This window comes from Sinorhizobium terangae (assembly GCF_029714365.1).
GTDB classification, from domain to species: domain Bacteria; phylum Pseudomonadota; class Alphaproteobacteria; order Rhizobiales; family Rhizobiaceae; genus Sinorhizobium; species Sinorhizobium terangae.
This window is the reverse complement of sequence record NZ_CP121659.1, coordinates 1,723,579-1,749,486: the sequence shown is the minus strand read 5'-3', so window position 1 is coordinate 1,749,486 and position 25,908 is coordinate 1,723,579. Positions and strand designations below refer to the sequence as shown.

Here is a 25,908-nt window from a genome sequence, read left to right as displayed (position 1 = left end):
TCGGGCACAAAGCGTGCAGGCAAGCTGCGATGGGTGCGCGGATTTGGACGTTTCGACGCACCGTGTGGCAATAGGGCGCAAACTTGACGCAGATCAAGGCTCGGCCCCTACAGATCCGGCAAAAGCGGCTGGAATAGCAATTTCGGATCCCCATCAATGCGTCCCCAGCCCGTCACCACAGCTGCGTCCGTCGAACGGCTCCAGGCCGAACCGGTCAACGCCGCGCATATGCGCAAGCCGCTTTACGAGAAGCGCCGCAAGATCTTTCCGAAGAGAGCCGAAGGCCGCTTCCGCCGCTTCAAGTGGCTGGTGATGCTGGTCACGCTAAGTATCTACTATCTGACGCCGTGGATCCGTTGGGATCGGGGTGCGCATGCGCCGGACCAAGCCGTGCTCGTCGATCTTGCCGCCCGTCGCTTCTACTTCTTCTTCATCGAGATCTGGCCGCAGGAGTTCTTCTTCGTCGCCGGTTTGCTCGTCATGGCTGGCTTCGGCCTCTTCCTCGTCACCACCGCCGTCGGGCGTGCCTGGTGCGGCTACACCTGCCCGCAGACGGTCTGGGTCGATCTTTTCCTTGTGATCGAGCGCTTCATCGAGGGCGACCGCAATGCGCGCATGCGCCTCGACGCGGGACCGTGGACACTCGACAAGATCTGGAAACGCGTCGTCAAGCACGCGGCATGGCTGCTGATCGGCATCGCCACCGGTGGCGCGTGGATCTTCTATTTCGCCGACGCGCCCTCGCTGCTGAAGAGCTTCGTCATGCTGGAAGCGCCACCGGTCGCCTACATCACGGTCGCGATCCTGACGGCGACGACCTACGTGTTCGGAGGTCTGATGCGCGAGCAGGTCTGCACCTACATGTGCCCATGGCCGCGCATCCAGGCGGCGATGCTGGATGAGAGTTCACTCGTCGTCACCTATAACGACTGGCGCGGCGAACCGCGCTCGCGCCATGCCAAGAAGGCGGCAGCAGCGGGTGAGGTGGTTGGCGATTGCGTCGATTGCAACGCCTGCGTCGCGGTCTGCCCGATGGGCATCGACATTCGCGATGGCCAGCAGCTTGAATGCATCACCTGCGCGCTCTGCATCGACGCCTGCGACGGCGTGATGGACAAGCTCGGGCGCGAACGCGGCCTGATCGCCTACGCAACGCTCAGCGACTACGCGTCGAACATGGCGCTCGCCACAAACAACGGTACGACGGCGATCGACCCGACCCGCGTGCGTGACGCGACCGGCGCCTTCGTCGACAAGGTGCGCCACTTCAACTGGCGCATCATCTTCCGGCCGCGCGTTCTTCTCTATTTCGGCGTCTGGGCGCTGGTCGGCATCGGCCTCGTCTACGCGCTGGTGTCGCGTGACCGACTGGAGCTTAACGTGCTGCACGACCGCAATCCGCAATTCGTAGTCGAGTCGGACGGCTCCGTGCGAAACGGCTACATGGTCAAGCTTCTCAACATGATACCGGAACAGCGCACGATCACTCTGACGCTCGATGGCATGCCGTCGGCAACGATGCGGATCGCCGGACAGGCGCCGGGCGATGGTCGCCGTTTCGCTGTTGGCGTCGATCCGGACAAGGTCACGGCCCTCAAGGTTTTCGTCACGCTGCCGCTGGAAAAACTCCCCGAGGCCGAAGAGGGCTTCATGCTGACAGCCGAAGACCCGTCCAGTCATGAACGCGATGTCTATGAGGCCAATTTCAACCGTCCTGGAGTAGCAAGATGACTAGGGAACAGCGGGTTCCGCGGGGATTTACCGGTTGGCACATGCTGGGTGTGATGGGGCTTTTCTTCGGCACCATCATTTCCATCAACCTGATCATGGCCTGGAACGCCAGCCGCAGCTGGAGCGGCCTTGTCGTCGAGAACACCTATATCGCCAGCCAGCAGTTCAACGGCAAGGTGGCGAAGACGCGGGCTTTCGCGGCAAGCGGTATAGAAGGTACGCTCGCCGCCGAACCGAGGTCGATCCGCTATGCCTTGGCCCGCAACGGCGAAGCGGAACGGACGGCCGACAGGGTCGTCGCGGTATTCAAACGTCCGGTCGAAGAACATGAGGACGTGCGTGTCGAACTCGGTCGTGAGGCTCCCGGCGCCTTTGTCGCCGTACGGACGCTCAAGCCCGGCCAGTGGATCGCCGACGTGACGGCAATGGCGGGCGAGGAAATCGTCTATCGCCAGGCCATTCGCTTCATGGTGCCGGGAGAGCGCAAATGAGCTGCTGTGCCGCGGGCGTCGAAGGCGCACTGGACATCGATCGGCCCGGGCAGGGGCTACCTCCATCCGAAGAGCTGTGGCTTGCGAGCCACGCGCTCGGAGACGGCCTGCGCCAGACCGAACTCAGCGCCCCGGGCGTTCACTGCGGTGCCTGTATCACGACTATCGAAGGGGCCCTTCGCAAGAGGCCAGACGTCGAGAGGGCGCGCGTCAATCTTTCGTCGCGGCGTGTCTCTGTCGTCTGGAAAGAAGAGGTCGCCGGCCGGCGCAGCGACCCGCGCGAGATCGCGCGCGCCATCCGGGATTGCGGCTACGAAGCGCATCTCTTCGCCGCCGGCGTAGAGGAGGGCGACGTCTTGCTCAAGCAGCTAATCCGTGCCGTCGCCGTTGCCGGCTTCGCGGCGACCAACATCATGCTGCTGTCGGTTTCCGTCTGGTCGGGTGCTGATGCGGCGACCCGCGACCTGTTTCACTGGATCTCGGCGATGATAGCGGCGCCGGCAATGATCTATTCGGGACGTTTCTTCTACCAGTCGGCCTGGAATGCGCTTCGCCATGGCCACACCAATATGGATGTGCCGATCGCGCTCGCTGTGACGCTTTCCTACGGCATGTCGCTCCACGAGACGATCGGCCATGGCGAGCACGCCTGGTTCGACGCCTCGGTGACGCTGCTCTTCTTCCTGCTGATTGGCCGCACGCTCGATCACATGATGCGCGGGCGCGCTAGATCGGCGATCAGCGGCCTTGCGCGCCTCTCGCCGCGCGGCGCGACGGTCGTCAACCCTGACGGCTCGCGCGACTATCGTCCGGTCGATGAGATCAAGCCCGGCGAGCGCCTGCTCGTTGCCGCCGGCGAGCGCATCCCGGTCGACGGGCGCGTGCTTTCCGGCGCGAGCGATCTCGATCGCTCGGTCGTCAACGGCGAAAGCGCGCCGGTCGCGGTGAGCACTGGCGACACCGTGCAGGCCGGCACGCTCAATCTCACCGGCCCGCTGACGCTCGAGGCGACGGCGGCGGCGCGCGATTCTTTCCTCGCCGAGATCATGGGATTGATGGAGGCGGCCGAAGGGGGCAGGGCGCGTTATCGACGAATTGCGGATCGTGCGGCGCGCTATTATTCGCCGGCCGTCCACCTGTTGGCGCTGCTTTCCTTCATCGGCTGGATGCTGATCGAGGGCGATGTTCGCCATGCGATGCTGATCGCGGTTGCGGTTCTCATCATCACTTGCCCCTGCGCACTCGGCCTTGCGGTGCCGGTGGTTCAGGTCGTTGCCGCGGGCCGGCTCTTCCAGGGCGGCGTCATGGTCAAGGACGGATCGGCAATGGAGCGCCTTTCCGAAATCGACACCGTGCTGCTCGACAAGACCGGCACGCTCACCATGGGCGAGCCGCGACTCGTCAATGCGGGCGAGGTCGATCCGGGCGCGCTCGCGACTGCCGCCGCAATCGCTCTCCATTCGCGCCATCCGATTGCGACAGCGCTGCACGAGGCGACGGCAGCGGTGCAGCCGCTCGTGGGCGAGATCCGCGAAATACCGGGTGCGGGCATCGAGGCGGGGACAAGCGACGGCGTCTATCGGCTCGGCAGTCGCGCCTTTGCCTGCGGCGACGCGGGTGCGGCGAACGGCCAATCGGAAGCGATCCTGTCGCTCGATGGCCGCGAGCTAGCCTGCTTCCGCTTCGAGGATCGGCTGCGTCCTGCCGCTCGCGAAAGCGCCGACGCCCTCTTTCGCCTGGGGCTTACGAACGGCATCCTTTCCGGCGACCGCGAGCCGGTCGTCGCCGCACTTGCCCGCAGGCTTGGCATCGCGAAATGGCGCGCCGAGCTTTCGCCGCGCGGCAAGGTCGAGGCCTGCGCCGCTGCCGCCGAAGGGGGGCATAGGGTCCTGATGGTCGGCGACGGTATCAACGATGCGCCGGCCCTGCGGGCGGCCCACGTCTCGATGGCGCCCGCGACCGCGGCCGATGTCGGCCGGCAGGCGGCGGATTTCGTCTTCATGCATCAGGGCCTCGACGCCGTTCCCTTCGCCATCGAGACCTCGCGTCGCGCCGGTCGGCTTATCCGCCAAAATTTCGCGCTGGCGATCGGTTACAACGTCATCGCCGTGCCGGTTGCGATCTTCGGCTATGCGACGCCGCTTGTTGCCGCCGTCGCCATGTCGACCTCATCGCTGATCGTGGTTTTCAATGCGTTGCGGCTGAAGGGGCTTGGAACGGCCACGGCTCCGGCAGCGCCGCATGGGGCAGGGCTGCGGCCGGTCAGGAGCGTGCCATGAACACACTCATCTATCTCATTCCGATCGCACTCTTCCTCGGAGGGCTGGGCCTTGCAGCGTTTCTCTGGGCGCTGAAGAGCGGGCAATACGAGGACCTGGACGGAGCCTCCTGGCGTGTCCTCGACGATGGCGACGGCAGGCCTGAAAAGGATTGATTTTCGCAGGAGTGGCTTGTCGTAAATCGATTTGAGTGCCAAAAGAACCTCCGCCGCCGCATGTCCCCAGCCGCCCATCCACTTCCGGAGCGGACCGAACATGCGCAGATCAATATCGAGGGGCTATCCCGCGTGTCTGTTCGGATCGCGGTGGCTCTTCTTCCAACGGAGGCAATCACGTGTCACAGGCGGAAATCGGGCTTATCGGCCTCGGCGTCATGGGGTCGAACCTCGCGCTCAACATCGCTGAAAAGGGCAACAAGGTCGCGGTCTTCAACCGCACGGTCGAGGCGACGCGCAAGTTCTATGCCGAGGCCGGTGCGCTCAAGGAGCAGATCGTTCCCTGCGAGACGATCGAAGAGTTTGTTGCCGCGATCCGCCCACCACGGCCGATCATCATCATGATCAAGGCCGGCGACCCGGTCGATCAGCAGATGGAGATCCTGAAGCCCTATCTTGCCAAGGGCGACATCATGATCGACGCCGGCAACGCCAATTTCCGCGACACGATGCGCCGCTTCGAGGCGCTGAAGGATTCCGGCCTCACCTTCATCGGCATGGGCGTCTCCGGCGGCGAGGAGGGCGCGCGTCATGGTCCGTCGATCATGGTCGGCGGCACGGAGGACTCCTACCGCCGCGTCGAGAAGGTGCTGACCTCGATCGCCGCTAAATACGAGAACGACCCTTGCGTCGCCTGGCTCGGTGAAAACGGCGCCGGCCACTTCGTCAAGACGATCCACAACGGCATCGAATATGCCGACATGCAGATGATCGCCGAAATCTACGGCATCCTGCGCGACGGGCTGAAGATGAGCGCCGCCGAGATCGGCGAGGTCTTCGGCGCCTGGAACAAGGGCCGGCTGAACTCCTATCTGATCGAAATCACCGAAAAGGTGCTGAAAGCCGCCGACCCGCTGACCGGCAAGCCGATCGTCGACATGATCCTCGACAAGGCCGGCCAGAAGGGCACCGGCAAATGGTCGGTGATCGAGGCGCAGAACATGGGCATTCCGGCGACCGGCATCGAGGCAGCCGTCGCCGCCCGCAGCATTTCCTCGATGAAGGAAGAGCGTGAAGCAGCCGAGAAGATTCTCGGCCTGCCGCGGGTCGGCGACTTCACGGTGGCCGATAAGGCGGCCTTCCTCAAGGATCTTGAAAACGCACTGCTTGCCGCCAAGATCGGGGCCTATGCGCAGGGCTTCGCGGTGATGTCGGCCGCCTCGAAGGAGTTCGGCTGGAACCTGCCGATGCCGACGATCGCAAAAATCTGGCGCGCCGGCTGCATCATTCGCTCGCAGTTCCTCGACGAGATCACCACGGCCTTTACCAAGGCGCCGGATGCCGCGAACCTGATCGTGACCCCGGCCTTTGCGGCGATGGTCAAGGAGACGGACGGAGCGCTGCGCCGCGTGGTTTCCGCCGCCGTGCTCGGCGGTCTGCCGGTACCGGCGCTCGCCTCCGCGCTCGGCTATTTCGACAGCTACCGCCGCGGCCGCGGCACGGCCAACGTCATCCAGGCGCAGCGCGACTTCTTCGGCGCCCACGGCTTCGACCGCGTCGATGGCGCCGATAGCCACCACGGTCCGTGGGGCAGTGGGCTGAACGCATAGGGCCGGATCGGAATTCGCTCAAATAGAGGGGCGGCGCTCGCCGCCACCTCCAATCTTTGCAACTACGCAATTCCGGATTGAATTTCTCCAGAGTTCCAACCAGAAAATCATCGAATACCAGCATGAAGTTCAGAGTGATCGACGGCGGCAAAGTCAATGAAGCCATGTCCGCCGATAGCCCAACCATCCGCGCGGAAGCGGATCGACGGATAAAGGCAACCGGCTACGAGCAATGGCGGGTTCGCAGTCTCGCAACCGGCTCGCCGATCCCGAAGTCTATCCAATTTTCGAAGATGCAGATCGAATTCGTCGCCGAGAAACTCGAGCAGCTTAATCCCATTCCCGGCGATTTCACGGACGACAAGTACTGGCCAACTATCGGAGCGTGAAGTCGGCGCCTCCCGCGACCTCCCGGCGCGACAGGCGAAGACTGCAAATGAAACCGGTCCGGCGACAGCACGGGCAAATAGATCTGCTCAGTGCGCCTTCGTCGCTATTTGGTCGGCGCGCTCTCGTAGATTGCCTCACCGGAAACCGCGTCCGTGACATCTGAGCCCTCTCCCTGCGCCTCGAGGGAGTGGCGGAACTTGTCGAGATTGCTGATCATTTTGGGCCGCGCTGCAACGATATGATCGAAACTCTCCCATTCGCCGATCGAGCAGTAGGAACGTTCGCCGGTCTTGATGAGCGCCATTTTCCGTAATCCCTCAAAATCGCGACGGAGTTTACGGAACCATTCCTCGAATTCATCCTCCGAGCCCGGCTTCGTACGGAAACGAACGACGTTGTATGCCGTCATGATGCACCCCCGTATACAGCTTTTAGGCTCAATAATACCATTAATGGTAGAGGTTGTCCCAGTGCTCAATTTAACCGACGGCGGCGGCATGCCGCTTCCGAGGCAGTGAGGCGCCGCGCGGAAGCATTAGCTCGGACGTCTCCGCTATACCTTCCGCGCCTTTGACATGGGCCGCTGGAATTCCGGCTGACTGAGACTTTGCAGCGTCTCGGGTGGCTTTCCTTCGATGTGGCCGATTACGGCCTTGGCGAGCTCGCGCCCGGCAAGGCGGATGTCCTCGTACATGGTCATGACTTCGGGGCGCAGCCAGCGCAGGAAGTCGCTGGGTACCTTGGTGACCATGTCGACATCCGGGCCGACCTTCTTTCCGGCTGATTCGATTGCCGCGACCAGGGCGACAGCGCCGGAGCCGCTGCCGGAAACGATACCGTCCGGGGCATCGACCGAGCGCATCAGTTGTTCGAAGGCGTCGCGGATGGCGACAAGGCTGTGGTCGATGTTGACATGGTGGAAGCTCACCGCCTCCGCACCAAAATCCTTAAGCCCGCGCTCGAAGCCGGTGCGCATGTGGGAATGGAAGGTGAGGTTCGGCGGCGGCTCCAACAGCACCAGCCGGCGTCTGCCGCGCTCGGTGAGCCGGCGCACCGCCTCATAGGCGAAACGTTCGTTGTCGAAGTCATGGAACGGGTGGACGATCCCCATTTCCGTGCGGCCGTGGGTGACAAAGGGCAGGCGGCGCTCGGTCATCAGCGTCACGCGCGCATCGTGCGGCTCCGTCCGCGATATGATGACGCCGTCTGCGGCGCCCGTGTCGAGGATATAGCGGATTGGCCCCAGCGGATCCTTTGTGGAGCTGTAAGGCGTTACCACCAGATGATATTGCGTGCCCGCGAGGATTTCGGTGATGCCAACGACCATGGGGCTGGTGATGCCCATGATCTCTTCCTCCAACGTCAGCACGAGGCTGATGACATTGGTCTTGCCGGTCCTGAGGCGCACGCCGGCACGGTTCGGCTGGTAGCCGATCTGCTTGGCGACGAGGCGCACCCTTTCCTTGGTCTCGGCGCCGATGTCGGGCGCATCCTTCAACGCTCGGGAAACCGTGGTGATCCCAAGACCGGTCATGAAGGCGATCGTCTTCAGCGTCGGCCTACCGCCGTCCGGTGGCGGCGCTGCCGCCGCCCTGTTTTTCGTCTTGCCGTCCATTCCCGTCACCAGCCCCGTCCCCTTATGAGACCTTCGTGCGAACCGCCACGATCAAGCACCCCGCTTTGCCCCGCAGCTTCGTTGCGAACACGCCCGATCCGTCTCGGTTCCCGCCTTATATACGAATTGTGACCGGTGGCCAGATTTCCCAGAGCTGTGTCGCGGAACAAAATCTGTAACGATACAGTAGCGATGTCGAGCATTTTTGTTGCTGCACTGCGAAGAACATAACCATCTGGTTGAATCCTGCACTTGCGAAGCGAGATATTGCATGTGCGAAGCTCCACCCAGGTGCCTAGCGATTGGTTTCGACCAAAAAAGTCCTTTGAAACAATGCGGTACAGCAGGAATTTGGAGCCTCGCATCGCTGCGCCGAAGCCGATGTTGTCTCCTTTGAGGTTGGGCCATGTACAATCATAAGCTGTATTAGAAATTATATCCCGAATTATTCGTTGTGGGTGTTGCGTCGGAAAATCGTTTGAACTAAGTTTTTACGGCAACGTTACAGTGAGGGAGGAGAACTCATGAAATTGCGTTCCATGGCCGCCGCTTTGGCCGCAACCGTCGCCCTGCCATTCGGCCTGGCCAATGCCACCGATCTGGAGGTTACGCATTGGTGGACTTCCGGCGGTGAAGCCGCGGCGGTCGCCGAACTGGCCAAGGCTTTCGATGCGACCGGCAACAAGTGGGTCGACGGTGCAATCGCCGGCTCGGGCGGGACCGCGCGTCCGATCATGATCAGCCGCATCACCGGCGGCGATCCGATGGGTGCAACCCAGTTCAACCACGGCCGACAGGCGGAAGAACTCGTACAAGCGGGCCTGATGCGCGACCTGACGGATCTCGCCACCCGCGAAAACTGGAAGGAGATCATCAAGCCGGCAAGCCTGCTGGAGTCCTGCACCATCGAGGGCAAGATCTATTGCGCGCCCGTCAACATCCATTCGTGGCAGTGGCTCTGGCTTTCGAATGCCGCTTTCAAGCAGGCCGGCGTCCCGGTCCCGAAGAACTGGGATGAATTCGTCGCGGCAGCACCGGCACTGGAAAAAGCCGGCATCGTGCCGCTCGCCGTCGGCGGTCAGCCGTGGCAGGCAGCAGGTGCCTTCGACGTGCTGATGGTGGCGATCGCCGGAAAAGACACGTTCGAGAAGGTCTTCGCCCAGAAGGACGAGGAAGTGGCTGCAGGTCCGGAGATCGCCAAGGTCTTCAAGGCTGCCGACGATGCGCGCCGCATGTCGAAGGGCAGCAATGTTCAAGACTGGAACCAGGCAACCAACCTCGTCATCACCGGCAAGGCCGGCGGCCAGATCATGGGTGACTGGGCCCAGGGTGAGTTCCAGCTTGCAGGCCAGAAGGCCGGTGTCGACTACACCTGCCTTCCGGGGCTCGGCGTCAACGAAGTGATCTCGACCGGCGGTGACGCATTCTACTTCCCGCTGCTGGACGATGAGGAAAAGTCGAAGGCGCAGGAAGCGTTGGCATCGACCCTGCTGAAGCCGGAGACGCAGGTTGCGTTCAACCTGAAGAAGGGCTCGCTGCCGGTGCGCGGCGACGTGGACCTCGCAGCCGCCAATGATTGCATGAAGAAGGGGCTCGATATCCTTGCCAAGGGCAATGTGATCAAGGGCACCGACCAGCTTCTGTCCGCCGACAGCCAGAAGCAGAAGGAGGACCTCTTCTCCGAGTTCTTCGCAAACGCGTCGATGACGCCGGAGGATGCGCAAAAGCGCTTCGCCGAAATCATCGCGGCGGCGGACTGATTACAGCCGCTTGAAGGGCCCCGCGCATGCGCGGGGCCGCCCTCATGCCCCATTCGGCACGACGTGTTCGCGCCAGGCCTCCGTGCCGACGTCTGCTGGTGTCGGTACAAGAGATGTGCCGGGCAGGGGCCATTACGATGGTGAGGCGGCCGGGGAGCGGTGGCGTTTTTCGCCGCGAGTACCGCCCATCGAAACATTGCAGTTCCGGAGGAGCAAACATGACAGGCCAAACACGCGGCTCGGCTCGCCCGAATCAGTGGTTGCGGAACCTGAATGCGAAGATCGCCTCTATTCCGATGATCCTGACAGCCGTGGTCATCTTCGTCGGCGGCACCGCCTGGACGGTTCTCTATTCCTTCACCAACTCGAAGCTGCTGCCACGGCTTTCGTTCGTCGGCCTCGACCAATATGAGCGGCTATGGGCGGCACCGCGTTGGCTCATCTCGATCGAGAATCTTGCCATCTACGGATTTTTCTCGCTGATTTTCAGCCTCGTGATCGGTTTTGTGCTGGCGGCACTGATGGATCAGAAGATCCGGTTCGAAAATACGTTTCGAACGATCATGCTCTATCCATTCGCCCTGTCGTTCATCGTCACGGGCCTGGTCTGGCAATGGCTGCTCAATCCGCAATACGGAATACAGTCGATCGTGCGGTCGCTTGGCTGGACGAACTTCAACTTCGACCCGCTCTATAATTCCGACATCGTCATCTACGGCATTCTGATCGCAGCGCTCTGGCAGGGCACCGGCCTCGTCATGTGCCTGATGCTCGCCGGGTTGCGCGGCATCGACGAAGATATCTGGAAGGCTGCGCGGGTAGACGGCATCCCGATGTGGAAGACGTATGTGCTGGTCATCATCCCGATGATGCGCGGCGTCTTCATCACGACGCTCGTCATCATCGCGAGCGGCATCGTCAAGGTTTACGATCTCGTCGTGGCGCAGACGAGCGGCGGTCCCGGCATCGCCTCCGAAGTGCCCGCCAAATACGTCTACGATTACATGTTCCAGGCCCAGAACCTGGGCCAGGGCTTTGCCGCCTCCACCATGATGCTCGTGACGGTCGCAATCATCATCGTGCCGTGGGCGTATCTGGAATTCGGAGGAGGTCGCAAGCGTGCTTAATCTCGTCGCCAACAACAGCACCGTTATCGAGTATGAAGCGGTTCCCGGCAGGATCACGTCCGGCCCGCGCGGCGCCAAGCCGCGCAGAACGCTCTCGCGCCGCAACATCGTCGTCTACGGCACGTTGTTCGTAGTCGCTCTCTACTATCTGCTGCCGCTCTACGTGATGATCATGACGTCGCTCAAGGGCATGCCGGAGATTCGCATCGGCAACATCTTTGCGCCTCCGATCGAAATCACCTTCGAGCCCTGGGTGAAGGCCTGGGCCCAGGCTTGCACCGGCCTAAATTGCGACGGGCTTTCGCGCGGCTTCTGGAATTCGGTGCGCATCACCGTTCCTTCGGTGATCATCTCGATCGCGGTCGCCTCGGTGAACGGCTACGCGCTGGCGAACTGGCGCTTCAAAGGGGCCGATCTGTTTTTCACCATCCTCATTATCGGCGCCTTCATTCCCTATCAGGTGATGATCTATCCGATTGTGATCGTGCTGAGGGAAATGGGTGTCTACGGGACGCTGACAGGCCTCATCATCGTCCATACGATCTTCGGCATGCCGATCCTGACCCTCCTGTTCCGCAACTATTTCGCCGGCTTGCCCGAGGAGTTGTTCAAGGCGGCGCGTGTCGATGGCGCCGGGTTCTGGACGATCTACTTCAAGATCATGCTGCCGATGTCGCTGCCGATCTTCGTCGTTGCAATGATCCTCCAGGTGACCGGCATCTGGAACGACTTCCTGTTCGGCGTGGTTTTCACGCGGCCGGAGTACTACCCGATGACCGTGCAGCTCAACAACATCGTCAACTCGGTGCAGGGCGTGAAGGAATACAACGTCAACATGGCGGCAACGCTGCTGACCGGCCTCGTGCCGCTGACGATCTACTTCATCTCCGGCCGGCTGTTCGTGCGCGGCATCGCCGCCGGCGCAGTGAAAGGATAAGCAAGCATGACCAGTGTTTCAGTCAGGGACCTGTCGCTGAACTTCGGCGCCGTCACCGTTCTCGACAGGCTCAATCTCGACATCAATCATGGCGAGTTCCTTGTCCTGCTCGGCTCGTCCGGATGCGGCAAGTCCACGCTCTTGAACTGCATCGCCGGCCTGCTTGACGTTTCGGAAGGGCAGATCTTCATCAAGGACCGCAATGTCACATGGGAGGAGCCGAAGGACCGGGGCATCGGCATGGTGTTCCAGTCTTACGCGCTCTACCCGCAGATGTCGGTCGAGAAGAACCTTTCCTTCGGGCTCCAGGTTGCCAGGGTGCCGCAGGCGGAAATCGACAAGCGTGTCGCACGCGCTGCGGAAATCCTGCAGATCCAGCCGCTTCTGAAGCGCAAGCCCGCCGAGCTTTCCGGCGGCCAGCGCCAGCGCGTGGCGATCGGGCGCGCACTTGTGCGTGACGTCGACGTTTTCCTCTTCGACGAGCCCCTGTCGAACCTTGACGCCAAGCTGCGTTCGGAACTGCGCGTCGAAATCAAGCGACTGCACCAGTCTCTCAAGAACACGATGATCTATGTCACCCACGACCAGATTGAGGCGCTAACCTTGGCCGACCGCATCGCCGTCATGAAGGGTGGCGTCATCCAGCAGCTTGCCGATCCGATGACGATCTATAACGCGCCGGAGAACCTCTTCGTCGCCGGCTTTATCGGTTCGCCATCGATGAACTTCTTCCGTGGCGAGGTCGCCGCCAGGGACGGCGGCACCTTCGTGCAGGTCGATGGCGTGGCCTTCGATGTCACCGCCTATCCGGCGCGCGCAGGATTGCAGCCGGGGCAGAAGGTCGTGCTCGGGCTCCGGCCGGAGCACGTCAAGGTCGATGAGGCTGCGGCAGGAGATGCAGCGCATCAGGCTGTCGTCGACATCGAAGAGCCGATGGGCGCCGACAACCTTTTGTGGCTGACCTTGGCCGGCCAATCGATGTCCGTGCGCATCGCCGGCCAGCGGCGCTACAAGCCTGGCACCAACGTGCGCCTTTCCTTCGACATGGGGGTCGCCTCGATTTTCGACGCTGCCAGCGAAAACCGTATTTGAGAGAAGCAATATTTAGCCCGGGCGACGCTGTCCGGGCTCGCAATGAACAAGAATGACGTCGGCCTCGATCGCCGGCCAGTGAATGGATTTGAGGAAATGCCCTCCGAAACCTTGAACCGCGACGCCATCCGCATCGACTTGTCCGGTGACTGGCTGCTTGCATCGACCGACAACAGCCACGCGCTCACCATTGCGCTTCCGGGCGATGTGCACAGCGCGTTGCAGCAGGCGGGCATCATTGCAGATCCCTATGCCGGCCGGAACGAGGCCGAAGTGCAATGGGTCGCGCACAAGGACTGGGTTCTGGAGCGCACGGTCGTCGTCGATGCGGACGATCTCGACGGGTGCTGGTATCTCGATTTCGAAAGCATCGACACGATCGCTTCGGTCTTCGTCAACGATCGATTGGTTCTGCAAGCGGAAAACTGCTTTCGCCGCTATCGCCCCGACGTGTCGAGTGCGCTCGTCGTCGGCGAGAACCGCATCCGCGTCGTGCTGCATTCCTCGATTGCCGAGGGCGCGCGCCGGCAGGCGGCGCAGCCGTTTTACGTGCCGTATCATGATGGGAATTCGCCGATCGCCAACGGCAACATGCTGCGCAAGCCCCAGTGCCACTTCGGCTGGGACTGGAATATCGCCGTCGCGCCGCTCGGCATCTATGGCTCGCTGGCGCTTCGCCGGCTCGAGACGGCGCGCATCGAGCACGTCACCACACGTCAGCTCTGGCTTGCCGACGGATCGGTCGACCTGCAGGTGACCGTCACCCTTTTTGCCCGCGATCCCGGCATCGTACCCATCTATTTCGAGCTCGATGGCGTGCGGGAGCGCCTGGACTGCGCGGTCGCCGCCGGCGAGACGCGGATCACCCACGTCTTCACGGTCGCAAATCCGAGATTGTGGTGGCCGGCAGGCAGCGGCGAGCAGGCGCTTTCCGTGCTTAACGTCGAGCTGCCGGACGAGAGCGTGACGCGCCAGATCGGTTTCCGCACGATCGATCTCGTCACTGACAAGGACGAGGCGGGGAGCCGTTTTGCCTTCCGCATCAACGGCCGCGAAATCTTCTGCCGCGGAGCGAACTGGATCCCGGCGGATGCGCTGGTGTCGCGCGTGACACCGAAAGGAGTCGAGGACCTCCTGCAATCCGCCGTCGACGCCAATATGAACATGATCCGCGTCTGGGGCGGTGGCTTCTACGAGCCCGACTGGTTCTACGATCTCTGCGACCGGCTGGGACTGCTCGTCTGGCAGGACTTCATGTTCGCCTGCAACCTTTATCCGTCGACGCCGGATTTCCTCGACAATGTCGCGGCCGAGGTGGACTTTCAGGTCAAGCGCCTGTCGTCCCACCCGTCGATCGCGCTTTGGTGCGGCGACAACGAACTTGTCGGCGCGCTCACCTGGTTCGAAGAAAGCCGCAAGGACCGCGACCGTTATCTCGTCTCCTATGACCGCCTGAACCGCACGGTCGAGAAAGCGATGAAGGAGGCTTGCCCGGAGGCGATCTGGTGGCCTTCGAGCCCGTCCGTCGGCTACCTCAATTTTGGTGATGCCTGGCACGCGGACGGTGCGGGCGACATGCACTACTGGTCCGTCTGGCACGAGAACAAGTCCTTCGACAATTATCGCACCGTGCGCCCGCGCTTCTGCTCGGAATTCGGTTTTCAGTCCTACACCTCGATGCCGATCGTCCGGCAATTTGCCGAGGCGCGTGACCTCAACATCGCCTCGCCGGTGATGGAGGCGCACCAGAAGAATGCCGGCGGCAATGAGCGGATTGCGGGGACCATGTTCCGCTATTTTCGCTTTCCGAAGGATTTCCCGAGCTTCGTCTATCTGAGCCAGATCCAGCAGGGGCTCGCGATCCGCACTGCCGTCGACTACTGGCGGTCGCTGAAGCCGCACTGCATGGGGACGCTTTATTGGCAGCTCAACGACACCTGGCCCGTCGCTTCCTGGTCGAGTCTGGACTACGGCGGCCACTGGAAGGCCATGCACTACATGGCCCGCCGCTTCTTCCAGCCGGTTGCGGTTGCCGCCATTCCTTCCGCGGACGGCAATGAAATCACCTTCTCGATGGTGAACGACACCGCCGAGATGGTGACGGTCGAACTCGAAACCTTCCTCGTTTCACTCGACGGCGAGCGTCGCCCGCTGGCAGCGGCCGCGGGTTCCTGCGCACCGGACCGCGCCGCCACGCTCGTCACCATCGCAAGCGCCGACGTACCGGAGGGAACGTTGCTCTTCTGGTCGTTCGAAGCCTCCAACGGCATGAGCGGCGAGGGGCATCATGTCCAGGGTACCTACAAGGCGCTCGATCTCTCACCGTCCGGCCTGACGCTGGAGACCGTGCCGCGATTGGACGGCGCCTTCGACGTTATTGTCGAGGCGAGCGGTCTCGCGCTGCACGTGATGGTCGAAGGCGATGTCGAAGGGCGGTATTCCGACAACGCCTTCGATCTGACGGCCGGCGAGACGAAGGTGATCCGCTTCACGCCGAAGGCGCCGCTCGCCGAAGGCATCGTCCCAAGCTTCAGCGCCTACGACCTCGAATCCTGCCAGGGAAAAGGGTGAGCCGGATGAAACGTAGCCACGTCAACGAGATCATCCGCAAAAGTGACGACTTCATGCGCGGCCACGGCTTCGTGCTACCCCCCTTTGCCTACTGGTCGCCGGAGGAATTGAAGGCGCGCGTCGCGTCCGACAGTCCGACGATCCTGGAGGCGCGGCTCGGTTGGGACATCACCGATTACGGCAAGGGCCGTTTCGATGAATTCGGTCTCGTCCTTTTCACCTTGAGGAACGGTGCCGCAGCCAATCTCGGCACCGGTAAAGGTATGGTCTATGCCGAGAAGCTGATGATTACACGCGCCGGCCAGATCAATCCGCTGCACCGTCATGCGGTGAAGACGGAGGACATCATCAATCGTGGCGGCGGCGCGCTGGTGCTTGAGATGTACAACTCGCTGCCGGACGGCTCGGTCGACGAGGAAAGCGACGTCGAAGTGGCGTGCGATGCACGCCTGCGCCGGCAGAAGGCAGGCGGACTCCTGAAGCTCCAACCGGGCGAGAGCGTCACATTGCTGCCCGGAAACTGGCATGCCTTCTGGGCTGAGGGAGGCGACGTGTTGATGGGCGAGGTCTCGACCGTCAATGACGACCTCACCGACAATTATTTCCGCGAGTCGGTAGGCCGCTTCTCCGCGATCGAGGAGGACGAGCATCCACTCCATCTGCTCGTGTCGGACTACGACAGCTGGCTGAAGCCAACAGGCTGAAACGCCCGAACCTGCTTCCACCAATCCATACCTGCGCACTTAACGAGGAGAATTTTTGATGAAAGACGTCAGCTTCCAACTCTACAGCGCCCGCAATTTTCCGCCGCTCGCCGACGTGCTCGCCGCCGTCGGCAAGGCTGGCTATACTCAGGTCGAGGGCTACGGCGCGCTTTACGCGTCGCTGACCGACGAAGAGGTCGCTGACTTCAAGCGCGGTCTCGAACGCAGCGGCGTCACCATGCCGACGGCGCATTTCGGCATCGACATGCTGGAGCAGGAGCCGGCGAGGGTGCAGCGGATCGCCGATGCGCTTGGCATCCGGGCGATCTACTGCCCTTACCTGATGCCGGACCAGCGCCCGAGCGATGCGGCCGGCTGGCGCGCCTTCGGTGCACGCCTGCAAGCGGCGGGCAAACCTTTCCGGGATGCGGGTCTCGACTTCGGCTGGCATAACCACGACTTCGAATTCCATGCCCTCGCGGATGGCTCCACACCACTGGACCACATCTTCTCCGGCGGCCCGGATCTTTCCTGGGAGGCCGATATCGCCTGGATCGTGCGTGGCGGCGCCGATCCCTTCGCCTGGATCGCGAAATACGGCAGCCGTATCACTGCGGTCCACGTCAAGGATATCGCGCCGAGGGGCGAGAAGGTTGATGAGGACGGCTGGGCCGATGTCGGCCATGGCACGATCGACTGGAAGGGGCTCGTAAAGGCGCTCTCCGCAACCTCGGTGAAATATTTCATCGCCGAACACGACAACCCCAGCGACTTCCGGCGCTTTGCTGAACGTTCGCTGGCTTCCATCCAATCCTATTGAGTGACGGAAAAAAACATGAAGACGAAGGAACTTGGCGTCGGCATCATTGGATGCGGCAACATCTCCACCACCTATTTCAAGCTCGCGCCGCTCTTCAAGGGCATCAGGATGGTCGCGTGCGCCGACATCAACCCGGCAGCGGCCGAGGCACGGGGCGCGGAATATGACGTGACGGCGCAGAGCATCGAAGCGCTGCTGGCCAATCCGGAAGTGGACATCATCGTCAATCTCACGATCCCGGACGCGCATTTTCCCGTTTCGAAGGCGATCCTCGAAGCCGGAAAACATGTCTACTCCGAAAAGCCCCTGGTCCTGACACTGGAGCAGGGCGAGGAACTCAGGGCTGTCGCCAAGGCGAAGGGCCTTACGGTCGGCTGCGCACCGGATACCTTCCTCGGCGGTGCGCACCAACTCGCCCGCGACTACATCGACGCCGGCAAGATCGGCCGCATTACATCGGGAACCTGCCACGTCATGGGCCCCGGCATGGAGATGTGGCATCCGAATCCGGATTTCTTCTTCCTGCCAGGCGGTGGTCCGGTGCTCGATCTCGGACCTTACTACATCGCCAACCTCATCAACCTGATCGGCCCCGTGAAGCGCGTCGCTGCGCTCTCGTCTATGGCCAACGAGACGCGGACGATCACCAGCGCACCGCGCAATGGTGAGGTCATTCCGGTCAAGACGCCGACCAACATCCATGCGCTGCTCGAATTCCAGAACGGCGCGACGATCACGCTTTCGGCAAGCTGGGATGTCTGGTCGCACCGCCATGCCAACATGGAGCTCTATGGCACCGAAGGATCGCTGTTCGTGCCGGACCCCAATTTCTTCGGTGGCGCCGTCGAGGCGAGCGGGCGTGACAAGAACATTCAGCCTCTGGAAATGTGGGAGCATCCCTTTGCGGTCAACAACTGGGATCACCCGGCGGGGCCGATCGCCAACTATCGCACGGCCGGTCTCGCGGACATGGCGAACGCCATTCTCAACGGCCGCGACGCGCGCTGCTCGCTCGACCGCGCGCTTCACGGCGTCGACGTAATGGTGTCGATCCTGAAATCCGGCGAGGAGGGGCGGTTCGTGACGCTTTCGACCACCTGCACGCAGCCGGCCGCACTGGGCATCGAAGAGGCGCAGGCGCTGCTGCGGTAAAGGGGCGAACCCCTCCCCAAACCCTCCCTACAAGGGGGAGGGGCTTGGCGCCTCCGGCACTCGCCTGCCTACTTCCGGCCTTTTGCGTGCGGTCGATGTCGCTGAGACGGAGGAGGGAAGGTGCGGCAGGGTGAGCCGCTCCCCCTTGTGGGGAGGGGTTGGGGAGGGGTATCAAGCGCCATCCGAAACGAAGGAACATCGACATGGCCTGGCAACCGGCGGAAAACCGATACGAGAAGATGAAATACAATCGCTGCGGCAAGAGCGGGCTGAAGCTGCCAGCGATCTCGCTCGGCCTGTGGCACAATTTCGGCGGCGACACGCCGCACGAGCGTAAGATCGACATGTGCCGTACGGCCTTCGATCTCGGCATCACCCATTTCGACCTCGCCAACAACTACGGTCCGCCGCCTGGATCGGCTGAAACTGCCTTTGGCGAGATCATGCGCACCGACTTCGCCAATTTGCGCGACGAACTGATCATCTCCTCCAAGGCCGGTTACGACATGTGGCCGGGACCCTATGGCGAATGGGGCAGCCGCAAATATCTGATCGCTTCCTGCGACCAGAGCCTGAAGCGGATGGGCCTCGACTACGTCGACATCTTCTATTCCCACCGCTTCGATCCGGACACACCGCTCGAAGAGACCTGCGGCGCGCTCGACCACATCGTCCGTTCGGGCAGGGCGCTCTGTGTCGGCATCTCGTCCTATAATTCGCAGCGCACCCGCGAAGCGGCGGCGATCCTTAAGGATCTCGGAACGCCGTGCCTGATCCACCAGCCGAGCTATTCCATGCTCAACCGCTGGGTCGAGGACGACGGGCTCATCGATACGCTCGAAGATCTAGGCATCGGCTCGATCGTCTTCTCGCCGCTTGCCCAGGGCATGCTGACGACGAAGTACCTAAACGGGATCCCCGAGGATAGTCGCGCGGCCCAGAACCACTTCCTCAAGAAGGATTTCATCCGTCCGGCGATCATCGACAACATCCGCAAGCTGAACGGCATTGCGGACCGCCGTGGCCAGACTCTGGCGCAGATGGCGCTTGCCTGGGTGCTGCGCGGCGGCCGTATTACGTCGGCTCTGATCGGCGCCAGCCGGTCCGGGCAGATTATCGATTGCGTCAAGGCGCTCGAGAACGACAGCTTCACGACGGAAGAACTCGCCGAGATCGATCTCTATGCGCGCGAGGCCGATATCAACCTCTGGGCCAAGTCGGCGGAGCTCTAAACAGAGCGAATTCATTGATTTGCCTCGATTTTAGGCAATATTGACTTATCTCCGGCGCCTTAGACAAAAGTCGAAGAAGGCGCCGGAAAACCGCTGCTGGACATGCAATTGTGAATATGTATGGTGCAGTGGTGCCGGTCCCGCCTGCCAGATGTTTCCTGTGCGCGGCCGGCAAAACGAGGAGGTATGAGCTCTCCCGACGCTCTGGAGCGGACCGAGGAAAGGGCTCAACGAACGGTGTCGCAGGCGCGCGATTGCGCCTGTAGCCGTCATGGCGGGAAATAGGGAGGTATTATGGATCGCCGTTCATTCATCAAACACGCGAGCATCGGCGGCCTGGGTGCGGCTGCCGCCACGGCGCTCGCATCGCCGGCCATCGCGCAGGCAAATCCGAAGATCAACTGGCGCATGGCCTCGTCGTTCCCGAAGTCGCTCGACACGATCTACGGCGGCGGTGAAGTGCTGTCGAAATACGTCTCCGAAGCGACGGACGGCAATTTCCAGATCCAGGTTTTCGCGGCCGGCGAAATCGTTCCCGGTCTGCAGGCCGCTGACGCCGCCGCTGCCGGAACCGTCGAAGCCTGCCACACGGTTGCCTATTACTACTGGGGCAAGGACCCGACCTGGGCACTCGGCGCTGCCGTGCCCTTCGCGCTCAACGCGCGCGGCATGAACGCCTGGCATCATCACGGCGGCGGCATCGACCTCTTCAACGAGTTCCTCGCCACCCAGGGCCTCATCGGCTTCCCGGGCGGAAACACCGGCGTCCAGATGGGCGGCTGGTTCCGCAAGGAGATCAAGACTGTTGCGGACATGCAGGGTCTGAAGATGCGTATCGGCGGTTTCGCCGGTAAGGTCGTCGAAAAGCTCGGCGTCGTGCCGCAGCAGATCGCCGGCGGCGATATCTATCCGGCTCTCGAAAAGGGCACGATTGACGCCGCAGAGTGGGTCGGTCCGTACGATGACGAAAAGCTCGGGTTCTACAAGGTTGCGCCGTACTACTACTATCCCGGCTGGTGGGAAGGCGGCCCGACGGTGCACGCCATGTTCAACAAGGCGGCTTTCGAAGGCCTGCCGAAGAACTACCAGTCGCTGCTTCGCACCGCCTGCCAGGCTACCGACGCGAACATGCTGCAGAAGTACGATTATCTGAATCCGTCTGCGATCAAGCGTCTGGTGGCTGCCGGCGCAAAGCTCAGCCCGTTCAGCCCGGAAATCCTGTCCGCCTGCTTCGACAAGTCGAACGAAGTCTATGCGGAGATGGAAGCATCGAACCCGACCTTCAAGAAGATCTGGGATTCGATCAAGGCCTTCCGCGCCGAGTACTATCTCAACGCGCAGATTGCCGAATACAACTACGACACCTTCATGATGATCCAGCAGCGGAACGGTAAGGTCTGAGCTGCTCTCGCAATCGTAGAAGCGAAAAACCCCGGGGCTTGGCTCCGGGGTATTTCTTTGGCGTCTCGAAATATCGGCGCCATGCTACTGCATGTTTCCTTAAACCAGCCGATTTTCAAAAACATGCAGCAGTTCAAAGTACTACAGGCCCTTTGCGCGTCTGATAACGCGCGGCTGTAGGACAGGCTCCGCCGGACTCATTCGCGACCGCGGGGCGCGATGGCAGACGAAAAAAGCCCCCGAATGCCACTTCGACATTCGGGGCCTCGTTGTTGCGGTCGGCCTGCCGGGAGATGGTCAGGCCGGATTGCTTCATCAGTTGAACTTAGGCGGTGCGCTGAGATCGGTCGCCGGCTTGTTTTGCTGAGCGGGCGCGTTGTTCGGCTGCGCCGGCTGCTGACCGTTGTCGAGCGGACTGCCGCCCGGAAGTTGCAGGCCGCCCGGAAGGCCGAGGCCGCCGCCATTGTCCGGGAGCGTCAGTCCGCCGCCACCCGTTCCGAAGCCCGGCACCTCGATCTTGATGGTGGACGGATCCACGGCCGCGCCGCTTCCCTTGTAGTGCATGACCATCTGCGGGAACATGATCGTCAGCGCTACCATGAGGATCTGGATACCGACGAAAGGCACGGCACCCCAATAGATCTGGCCGGTGGTGACCGGTTGGGTGATCTTGCCGGTCACCTTGTCGAGGTATGGCACCCTGGCTGCGACCGAGCGCAGGTAGAAGAGCGCGAAGCCGAAGGGCGGATGCATGAAGCTCGTCTGCATGTTGATGCCGAGCAGCACGCCGAACCAGATGAGGTCGATCCCGAGCTTGTCGGCCGCCGGTGCGAGCAGCGGCACGATGATGAAGGCGAGCTCGAAGAAATCGAGGAAGAATGCCAGGAAGAAGACCAGCAGGTTGACCGCGATCAGGAAGCCGACTTCGCCTCCCGGCATCGCCGTCAGCAGATGTTCCACCCAGATGTGCCCGTTGACGCCATAGAAGGTCAGCGAGAAGACGCGCGCGCCGATCAGGATGAACAGCACGAAGGCGGAAAGGCGCGTCGTGGCGGTCAACGCCCCGCGTACGACATCGAGAGTAAGACGACCCTTGGCGGCCGCCATGATCAGGGCGCCGACCGCGCCCATCGCTCCGCCTTCCGTCGGCGTCGCGATGCCGAGGAAGATCGTGCCGAGCACCAGGAAGATCAGCGCAAGCGGTGGGATCAGGACGATGATGACCTGCTGGGCTAACCGGGACAGCGCATTGATCTTGAACGCGCGGTCGATGAGCGCGACGACATAGATGAACGCGACGCCGACCGTCGCCCCGAGGATGTCCGCGTTTTCGCCCTGCGTCGGCGAAAGGTAGACGTGGGCGGCGTAGGCGATGCCAGCCGCCACGACGAGGGCGACGATAAGCGACGCGACGCCCGAGCCTAGCGTTCGGGCTTCAAGCGGCAGTGCCGGCATCGAGTCGCGTTTCAGGAATGACATGAGCAGGACGTAACCCATGTACAGGCCCGTCAGCACGAGGCCCGGGATGAGGGCGCCGGCATACATGTCGCCGACAGAGCGGCCGAGCTGGTCGGCAAGGACGATCAACACGAGCGAGGGCGGGATGATCTGGGCGAGCGTGCCGGAGGCCGCGATCACCCCGGACGCCACGCGCCGGTCGTAGCCGTAGCGCAGCATGATCGGCAGCGAGATCAGCCCCATTGCGATGACCGAGGCGGCAACCACGCCGGTGGTTGCCGCAAGCATAGCGCCGACGAAGATGACCGCATAGGCAAGACCGCCGCGGACGGGACCGAAGAGCTGGCCGATCGTGTCGAGCAGATCCTCGGCCATGCCGGATTTCTCGAGCACGATGCCCATGAAGGTAAAGAAGGGGATGGCGAGCAACGTGTCGTTGGACATCACCCCCCAGAACCGTTCCGGCAGCGCGTTGAGCAGCGGCCAGGAGAGGTTGATCGAATCCGAAAGCGGCGCGAGTTCCACGCCGATAATGAAGAACAGGAGACCGTTGGCGGCAAGCGAAAAGGCGACAGGGTAACCCAGCATCAGGAACACGATCAGCGACACGAACATGATCGGCGCCAGGTTTTCAGCAATGAACTCAATCATGGGCGCACCTCCGGCCCCACGGCTTCGTCAAGCGGCGCATGCGTCGGCACATAGGGGGTGGGATCGTCCATATTTCCCGTCATGACGGCGATTTTCTTGATGATTTCCGAAACACCCTGCAGGGCCAGCAGCACGAAGCCGATGAGCAGGATGGCTTTTGCCGGCCAGATGATGAGGCCGCCTGCGCTCGAGGAGACTTCGCCCGACACATAGGACATCCGGACGTAAGGGACGAGATAATAGAGCATGAGCAGCACGAACGGCATCAGGAAGAAGACGTGACCGAAGAGGTCGATCCAGTGCTGCACACGGCGCGAGAAACTGCCGTAGACGACGTCGATGCGGATGTGTTCGTTCTGGCTGAGCGTATAGGCGGCGGCGAACATGAAGGCGGCGCCGAAGAGATACCACTGTGCCTCGAGCCAGGCATTCGACGACATGTTGAAGATTTTTCGGATGACGGCATTGCCCGCGCTGACGAGCACGGCGACCAGAATGAGCCAGCCGACCGCCTTGCCGATATTCTCGGTGACAGTGTCGATCAACCGACTGAAGCCGAGTAACGGTTTCATCAAGTTCCTCCCCGCAATGGCTGTTTTTATCTTTCGCCAAGCACAGTCACAGTGCCGATTTCAAGCCTCCTTTCAAGTCCGAAGCCCAATTTTCCGGGATAGCGAGATCGTCTCAGACGAAAGTCGAATACGGGGCGGGAGGAAATGCCCAAGACTTAGGCAGGGCGCGCCGCGATCGCTGTTTTCTCCACAAGTTGCGCTCCACGGAATGGTCATCGGTCTGCTTCATGCTTAAGCCGATTCGGGAGTAAGACCATTTTGACCTGCTCCTCCCGCACCGGTAACGGCGTGACGGGGTCTTGAAACGCTTCGGAGTTTCAGGCTGGATGCGCTCGCCAAGAATCTAGAGAGGGATGAGGAAAAGTGTGCGCGGTTTTCCGCCCGCATCCCGCTCTAACTTATTAGAATCGATCACGTTTATGATTTTTGGTCGATTCGACCCAAAATCATCGTGATCCAAGGGAAGAGGCAAGCCATGGTCGCGACTATCCGCAACCCGATCCTTCCGGGCTTCAACCCGGATCCGTCGATCTGCCGGGTCGGCGACGATTATTACATCGCCACGTCGACTTTCGAATGGTATCCGGGCGTGCAGATCCACCATTCACGCGATCTCGTGAACTGGCGACTCGTGCGCCGGCCGCTGGAGCGAGCCAGCCAGCTCGACATGCGCGGCAACCCGGATAGCTGCGGCATCTGGGCGCCGTGCCTGTCCTATTCGGACGGACTGTTCTGGCTGGTCTATACCGACGTCAAGCGCTTCGACGGCAATTTCAAGGACGCGCACAACTACATCGTCACGGCGGAAGCGGTGGAGGCGACCTGGTCCGATCCAGTGTACGTCAATTCGTCCGGCTTTGACCCCTCGCTCTTCCATGACGACGACGGCCGCAAGTGGTTCCTCAACATGCAGTGGAACCACCGCACCGAGAGCTTCGGCGGGGCGCCGAAGAGTCCGGCTTTCGACGGGATTCTCCTGCAGGAGTGGGACGAGCGTACTCGCCGGCTCGTCGGACCGGTCAAGAACATTTTCGCCGGCAGCTCACTCGGTCTGGTCGAGGGCCCGCATCTCTTCAAGCGCAACGGCTGGTACTATCTGACGGTCGCGGAAGGTGGCACCGGCTATGATCATGCGGTGACGATGGCGCGTTCGCGCACCATCGACGGCCCCTACGAGATGCACCCGAACACCCACCTCATTACCTCGAAGAATCATCCCGAAGCCGCGCTGCAGCGGGCGGGGCACGGGCAATATGTCGAGACGCCGGACGGGCAGGCCTACCATACCCATCTCTGCGGACGCCCGCTGCCGCCGAAGCGGCGCTGCACCCTCGGCCGCGAGACGGCGCTGCAGAAATGCGTCTGGCGCGAGGATGGCTGGCTGTACCTCGAAAACGGCGGCGCGGTCCCTGACGTCACCGTCCCGGCGCCGGCAGACACTAGCGTCGTCGCGCAGCCAGACGTGGTCGAGACCGATTTCGACGAGGGCGCGCTTCCTTTCGAGTTCCAGTGGCTGCGCACGCCTGTGGCCGATCGCATCTTTTCACTGACGTGGCGGGAAGGGCACCTCCGGCTCTTCGGCCGGGAAAGCATCGGCAGCTGGTTCGAACAAGCACTGGTGGCGCGGCGGCAGGAGCACCATTCCTTCCGGGCTGAGACCGTTGTCGAATTTGCGCCAGAGACTTACCAGCAGGTGGCCGGCCTGACGCATTACTACAATCGGCACAAGTTCCACGCTTTGGGCGTGACCTGGCACGAAAAGCTCGGACGGGTCGTCACCATTCTCTCGTGCCCCGGCGATTTTCCGCATGGCCGTCTGGAGTTTCCGGCAGGCAGCGGCGTCGCGGTGCCGGAGGGACCGATCCATCTGGCGATGGAGGTGCGTGACAACGACCTCCAGTTCTATTGGCGGGCGACGGAGCGGGACACATGGCAGGCAATCGGCCCTGTGCTTGACGCGGGCGTCGTTTCCGACGAGGGCGGACGTGGCGAGCATGGCTCGTTCACCGGCGCCTTCGCCGGCATGTTCGCCTTCGACACCTCGGGCAACGCATTGCCGGCCGATTTCGATCATTTTCGTTATCAGGCGCTTATGTAAGTGAATTCACTTTATAAGGAAACGATCATAAAGGACGGTTATCATTGCATATTTGTAATCCA

21 protein-coding genes are annotated in these 25,908 nt (G+C 62.0%); 17 read left to right on the top strand and 4 right to left on the bottom strand.

Annotated elements, in window-relative coordinates; genetic code table 11:
- The first annotated feature begins 156 nt into the window (after nt 1-156).
- The 6 genes from ccoG to QA637_RS08235 all read left to right on the top strand — a co-directional run bounded on the left by ccoG (nt 157) and on the right by QA637_RS08235 (nt 6,655).
- Nucleotides 157-1,731, top strand: coding sequence for a cytochrome c oxidase accessory protein CcoG (gene ccoG / locus QA637_RS08260; RefSeq protein ID WP_153440169.1), 1,575 nt, complete (start codon nt 157-159; stop codon nt 1,729-1,731).
- A complete protein-coding gene (locus QA637_RS08255; protein ID WP_153440170.1) occupies nt 1,728-2,222 on the top strand; it encodes a FixH family protein in 495 nt (164 codons plus the stop codon). Before ccoG ends, QA637_RS08255 begins: the two co-directional genes overlap by 4 nt.
- Entirely contained in the window at nt 2,219-4,501 is a 2,283-nt protein-coding gene (locus QA637_RS08250; protein WP_153440171.1) for a cation-translocating P-type ATPase, read from the top strand. Before QA637_RS08255 ends, QA637_RS08250 begins: the two co-directional genes overlap by 4 nt.
- A complete protein-coding gene (gene ccoS, locus QA637_RS08245; protein ID WP_153440172.1) occupies nt 4,498-4,656 on the top strand; it encodes a cbb3-type cytochrome oxidase assembly protein CcoS in 159 nt (52 codons plus the stop codon). Before QA637_RS08250 ends, ccoS begins: the two co-directional genes overlap by 4 nt.
- A 179-nt stretch (nt 4,657-4,835) precedes the next feature.
- Nucleotides 4,836-6,266, top strand: coding sequence for an NADP-dependent phosphogluconate dehydrogenase (gene gndA, locus QA637_RS08240; protein ID WP_184108845.1), 1,431 nt, complete (start codon nt 4,836-4,838; stop codon nt 6,264-6,266).
- Nucleotides 6,267-6,388: 122 nt separating this feature from the next.
- Entirely contained in the window at nt 6,389-6,655 is a 267-nt protein-coding gene (locus QA637_RS08235) for a hypothetical protein (RefSeq protein WP_283064705.1), read from the top strand.
- Between the two features lie 104 nt (nt 6,656-6,759).
- On the opposite strand, the gene QA637_RS08230 is transcribed toward QA637_RS08235, so the two are convergent.
- Nucleotides 6,760-7,065: an antibiotic biosynthesis monooxygenase family protein gene (locus QA637_RS08230; RefSeq protein ID WP_153440174.1), complete on the bottom strand. Its 306-nt coding sequence runs from the start codon at nt 7,063-7,065 to the stop codon at nt 6,760-6,762.
- A 144-nt stretch (nt 7,066-7,209) separates the two neighbouring features.
- Nucleotides 7,210-8,271 (bottom strand): LacI family transcriptional regulator, encoded by a 1,062-nt coding sequence (locus tag QA637_RS08225; RefSeq protein WP_153440175.1) that lies wholly within the window; start codon nt 8,269-8,271, stop codon nt 7,210-7,212.
- Nucleotides 8,272-8,795: 524 nt separating this feature from the next.
- Here QA637_RS08225 and QA637_RS08220 point away from each other — a divergent pair.
- The 10 genes from QA637_RS08220 to QA637_RS08175 all read left to right on the top strand — a co-directional run bounded on the left by QA637_RS08220 (nt 8,796) and on the right by QA637_RS08175 (nt 21,067).
- Complete coding sequence (locus QA637_RS08220; protein WP_153440176.1) at nt 8,796-10,031, top strand: ABC transporter substrate-binding protein; 1,236 nt, start codon at nt 8,796-8,798, stop codon at nt 10,029-10,031.
- A gap of 218 nt (nt 10,032-10,249) precedes the next feature.
- Nucleotides 10,250-11,158: a carbohydrate ABC transporter permease gene (locus tag QA637_RS08215; protein WP_153440177.1), complete on the top strand. Its 909-nt coding sequence runs from the start codon at nt 10,250-10,252 to the stop codon at nt 11,156-11,158.
- 25 nt (nt 11,159-11,183) lie between these two features.
- Nucleotides 11,184-12,095: a carbohydrate ABC transporter permease gene (locus tag QA637_RS08210; protein WP_283064930.1), complete on the top strand. Its 912-nt coding sequence runs from the start codon at nt 11,184-11,186 to the stop codon at nt 12,093-12,095.
- Between the two features lie 6 nt (nt 12,096-12,101).
- Nucleotides 12,102-13,187 (top strand): ABC transporter ATP-binding protein, encoded by a 1,086-nt coding sequence (locus QA637_RS08205; RefSeq protein WP_153440178.1) that lies wholly within the window; start codon nt 12,102-12,104, stop codon nt 13,185-13,187.
- Nucleotides 13,188-13,283: 96 nt separating this feature from the next.
- Nucleotides 13,284-15,758, top strand: a complete 2,475-nt coding sequence (locus QA637_RS08200; protein ID WP_283064929.1) for a beta-mannosidase — start codon at nt 13,284-13,286, stop codon at nt 15,756-15,758.
- 5 nt (nt 15,759-15,763) lie between these two features.
- On the top strand, nt 15,764-16,462 hold the full coding sequence (locus QA637_RS08195; RefSeq protein ID WP_153440179.1) for a D-lyxose/D-mannose family sugar isomerase: 699 nt from the start codon (nt 15,764-15,766) through the stop codon (nt 16,460-16,462).
- Between the two features lie 58 nt (nt 16,463-16,520).
- Nucleotides 16,521-17,282, top strand: coding sequence for a sugar phosphate isomerase/epimerase family protein (locus QA637_RS08190; RefSeq protein WP_153440180.1), 762 nt, complete (start codon nt 16,521-16,523; stop codon nt 17,280-17,282).
- Between the two features lie 15 nt (nt 17,283-17,297).
- Nucleotides 17,298-18,434 (top strand): Gfo/Idh/MocA family protein, encoded by a 1,137-nt coding sequence (locus QA637_RS08185; protein WP_153440181.1) that lies wholly within the window; start codon nt 17,298-17,300, stop codon nt 18,432-18,434.
- Between the two features lie 203 nt (nt 18,435-18,637).
- Nucleotides 18,638-19,666 (top strand): L-glyceraldehyde 3-phosphate reductase, encoded by a 1,029-nt coding sequence (mgrA, locus tag QA637_RS08180; protein WP_153440182.1) that lies wholly within the window; start codon nt 18,638-18,640, stop codon nt 19,664-19,666.
- A gap of 294 nt (nt 19,667-19,960) precedes the next feature.
- On the top strand, nt 19,961-21,067 hold the full coding sequence (locus tag QA637_RS08175; RefSeq protein ID WP_153440183.1) for a TRAP transporter substrate-binding protein: 1,107 nt from the start codon (nt 19,961-19,963) through the stop codon (nt 21,065-21,067).
- A gap of 315 nt (nt 21,068-21,382) precedes the next feature.
- On the opposite strand, the gene QA637_RS08170 is transcribed toward QA637_RS08175, so the two are convergent.
- Nucleotides 21,383-23,176, bottom strand: coding sequence for a TRAP transporter large permease (locus QA637_RS08170; RefSeq protein WP_283064700.1), 1,794 nt, complete (start codon nt 23,174-23,176; stop codon nt 21,383-21,385).
- Entirely contained in the window at nt 23,173-23,748 is a 576-nt protein-coding gene (locus QA637_RS08165; RefSeq protein ID WP_153440185.1) for a TRAP transporter small permease subunit, read from the bottom strand. The genes QA637_RS08170 and QA637_RS08165 overlap by 4 nt, the downstream gene beginning before the upstream one ends.
- 475 nt (nt 23,749-24,223) lie before the next feature.
- On the opposite strand from QA637_RS08165, the gene QA637_RS08160 reads away from it, so the two are divergent.
- Nucleotides 24,224-25,846, top strand: coding sequence for a glycoside hydrolase family 43 protein (locus QA637_RS08160; protein ID WP_153440186.1), 1,623 nt, complete (start codon nt 24,224-24,226; stop codon nt 25,844-25,846).
- Nucleotides 25,847-25,908 lie beyond the last annotated feature (62 nt).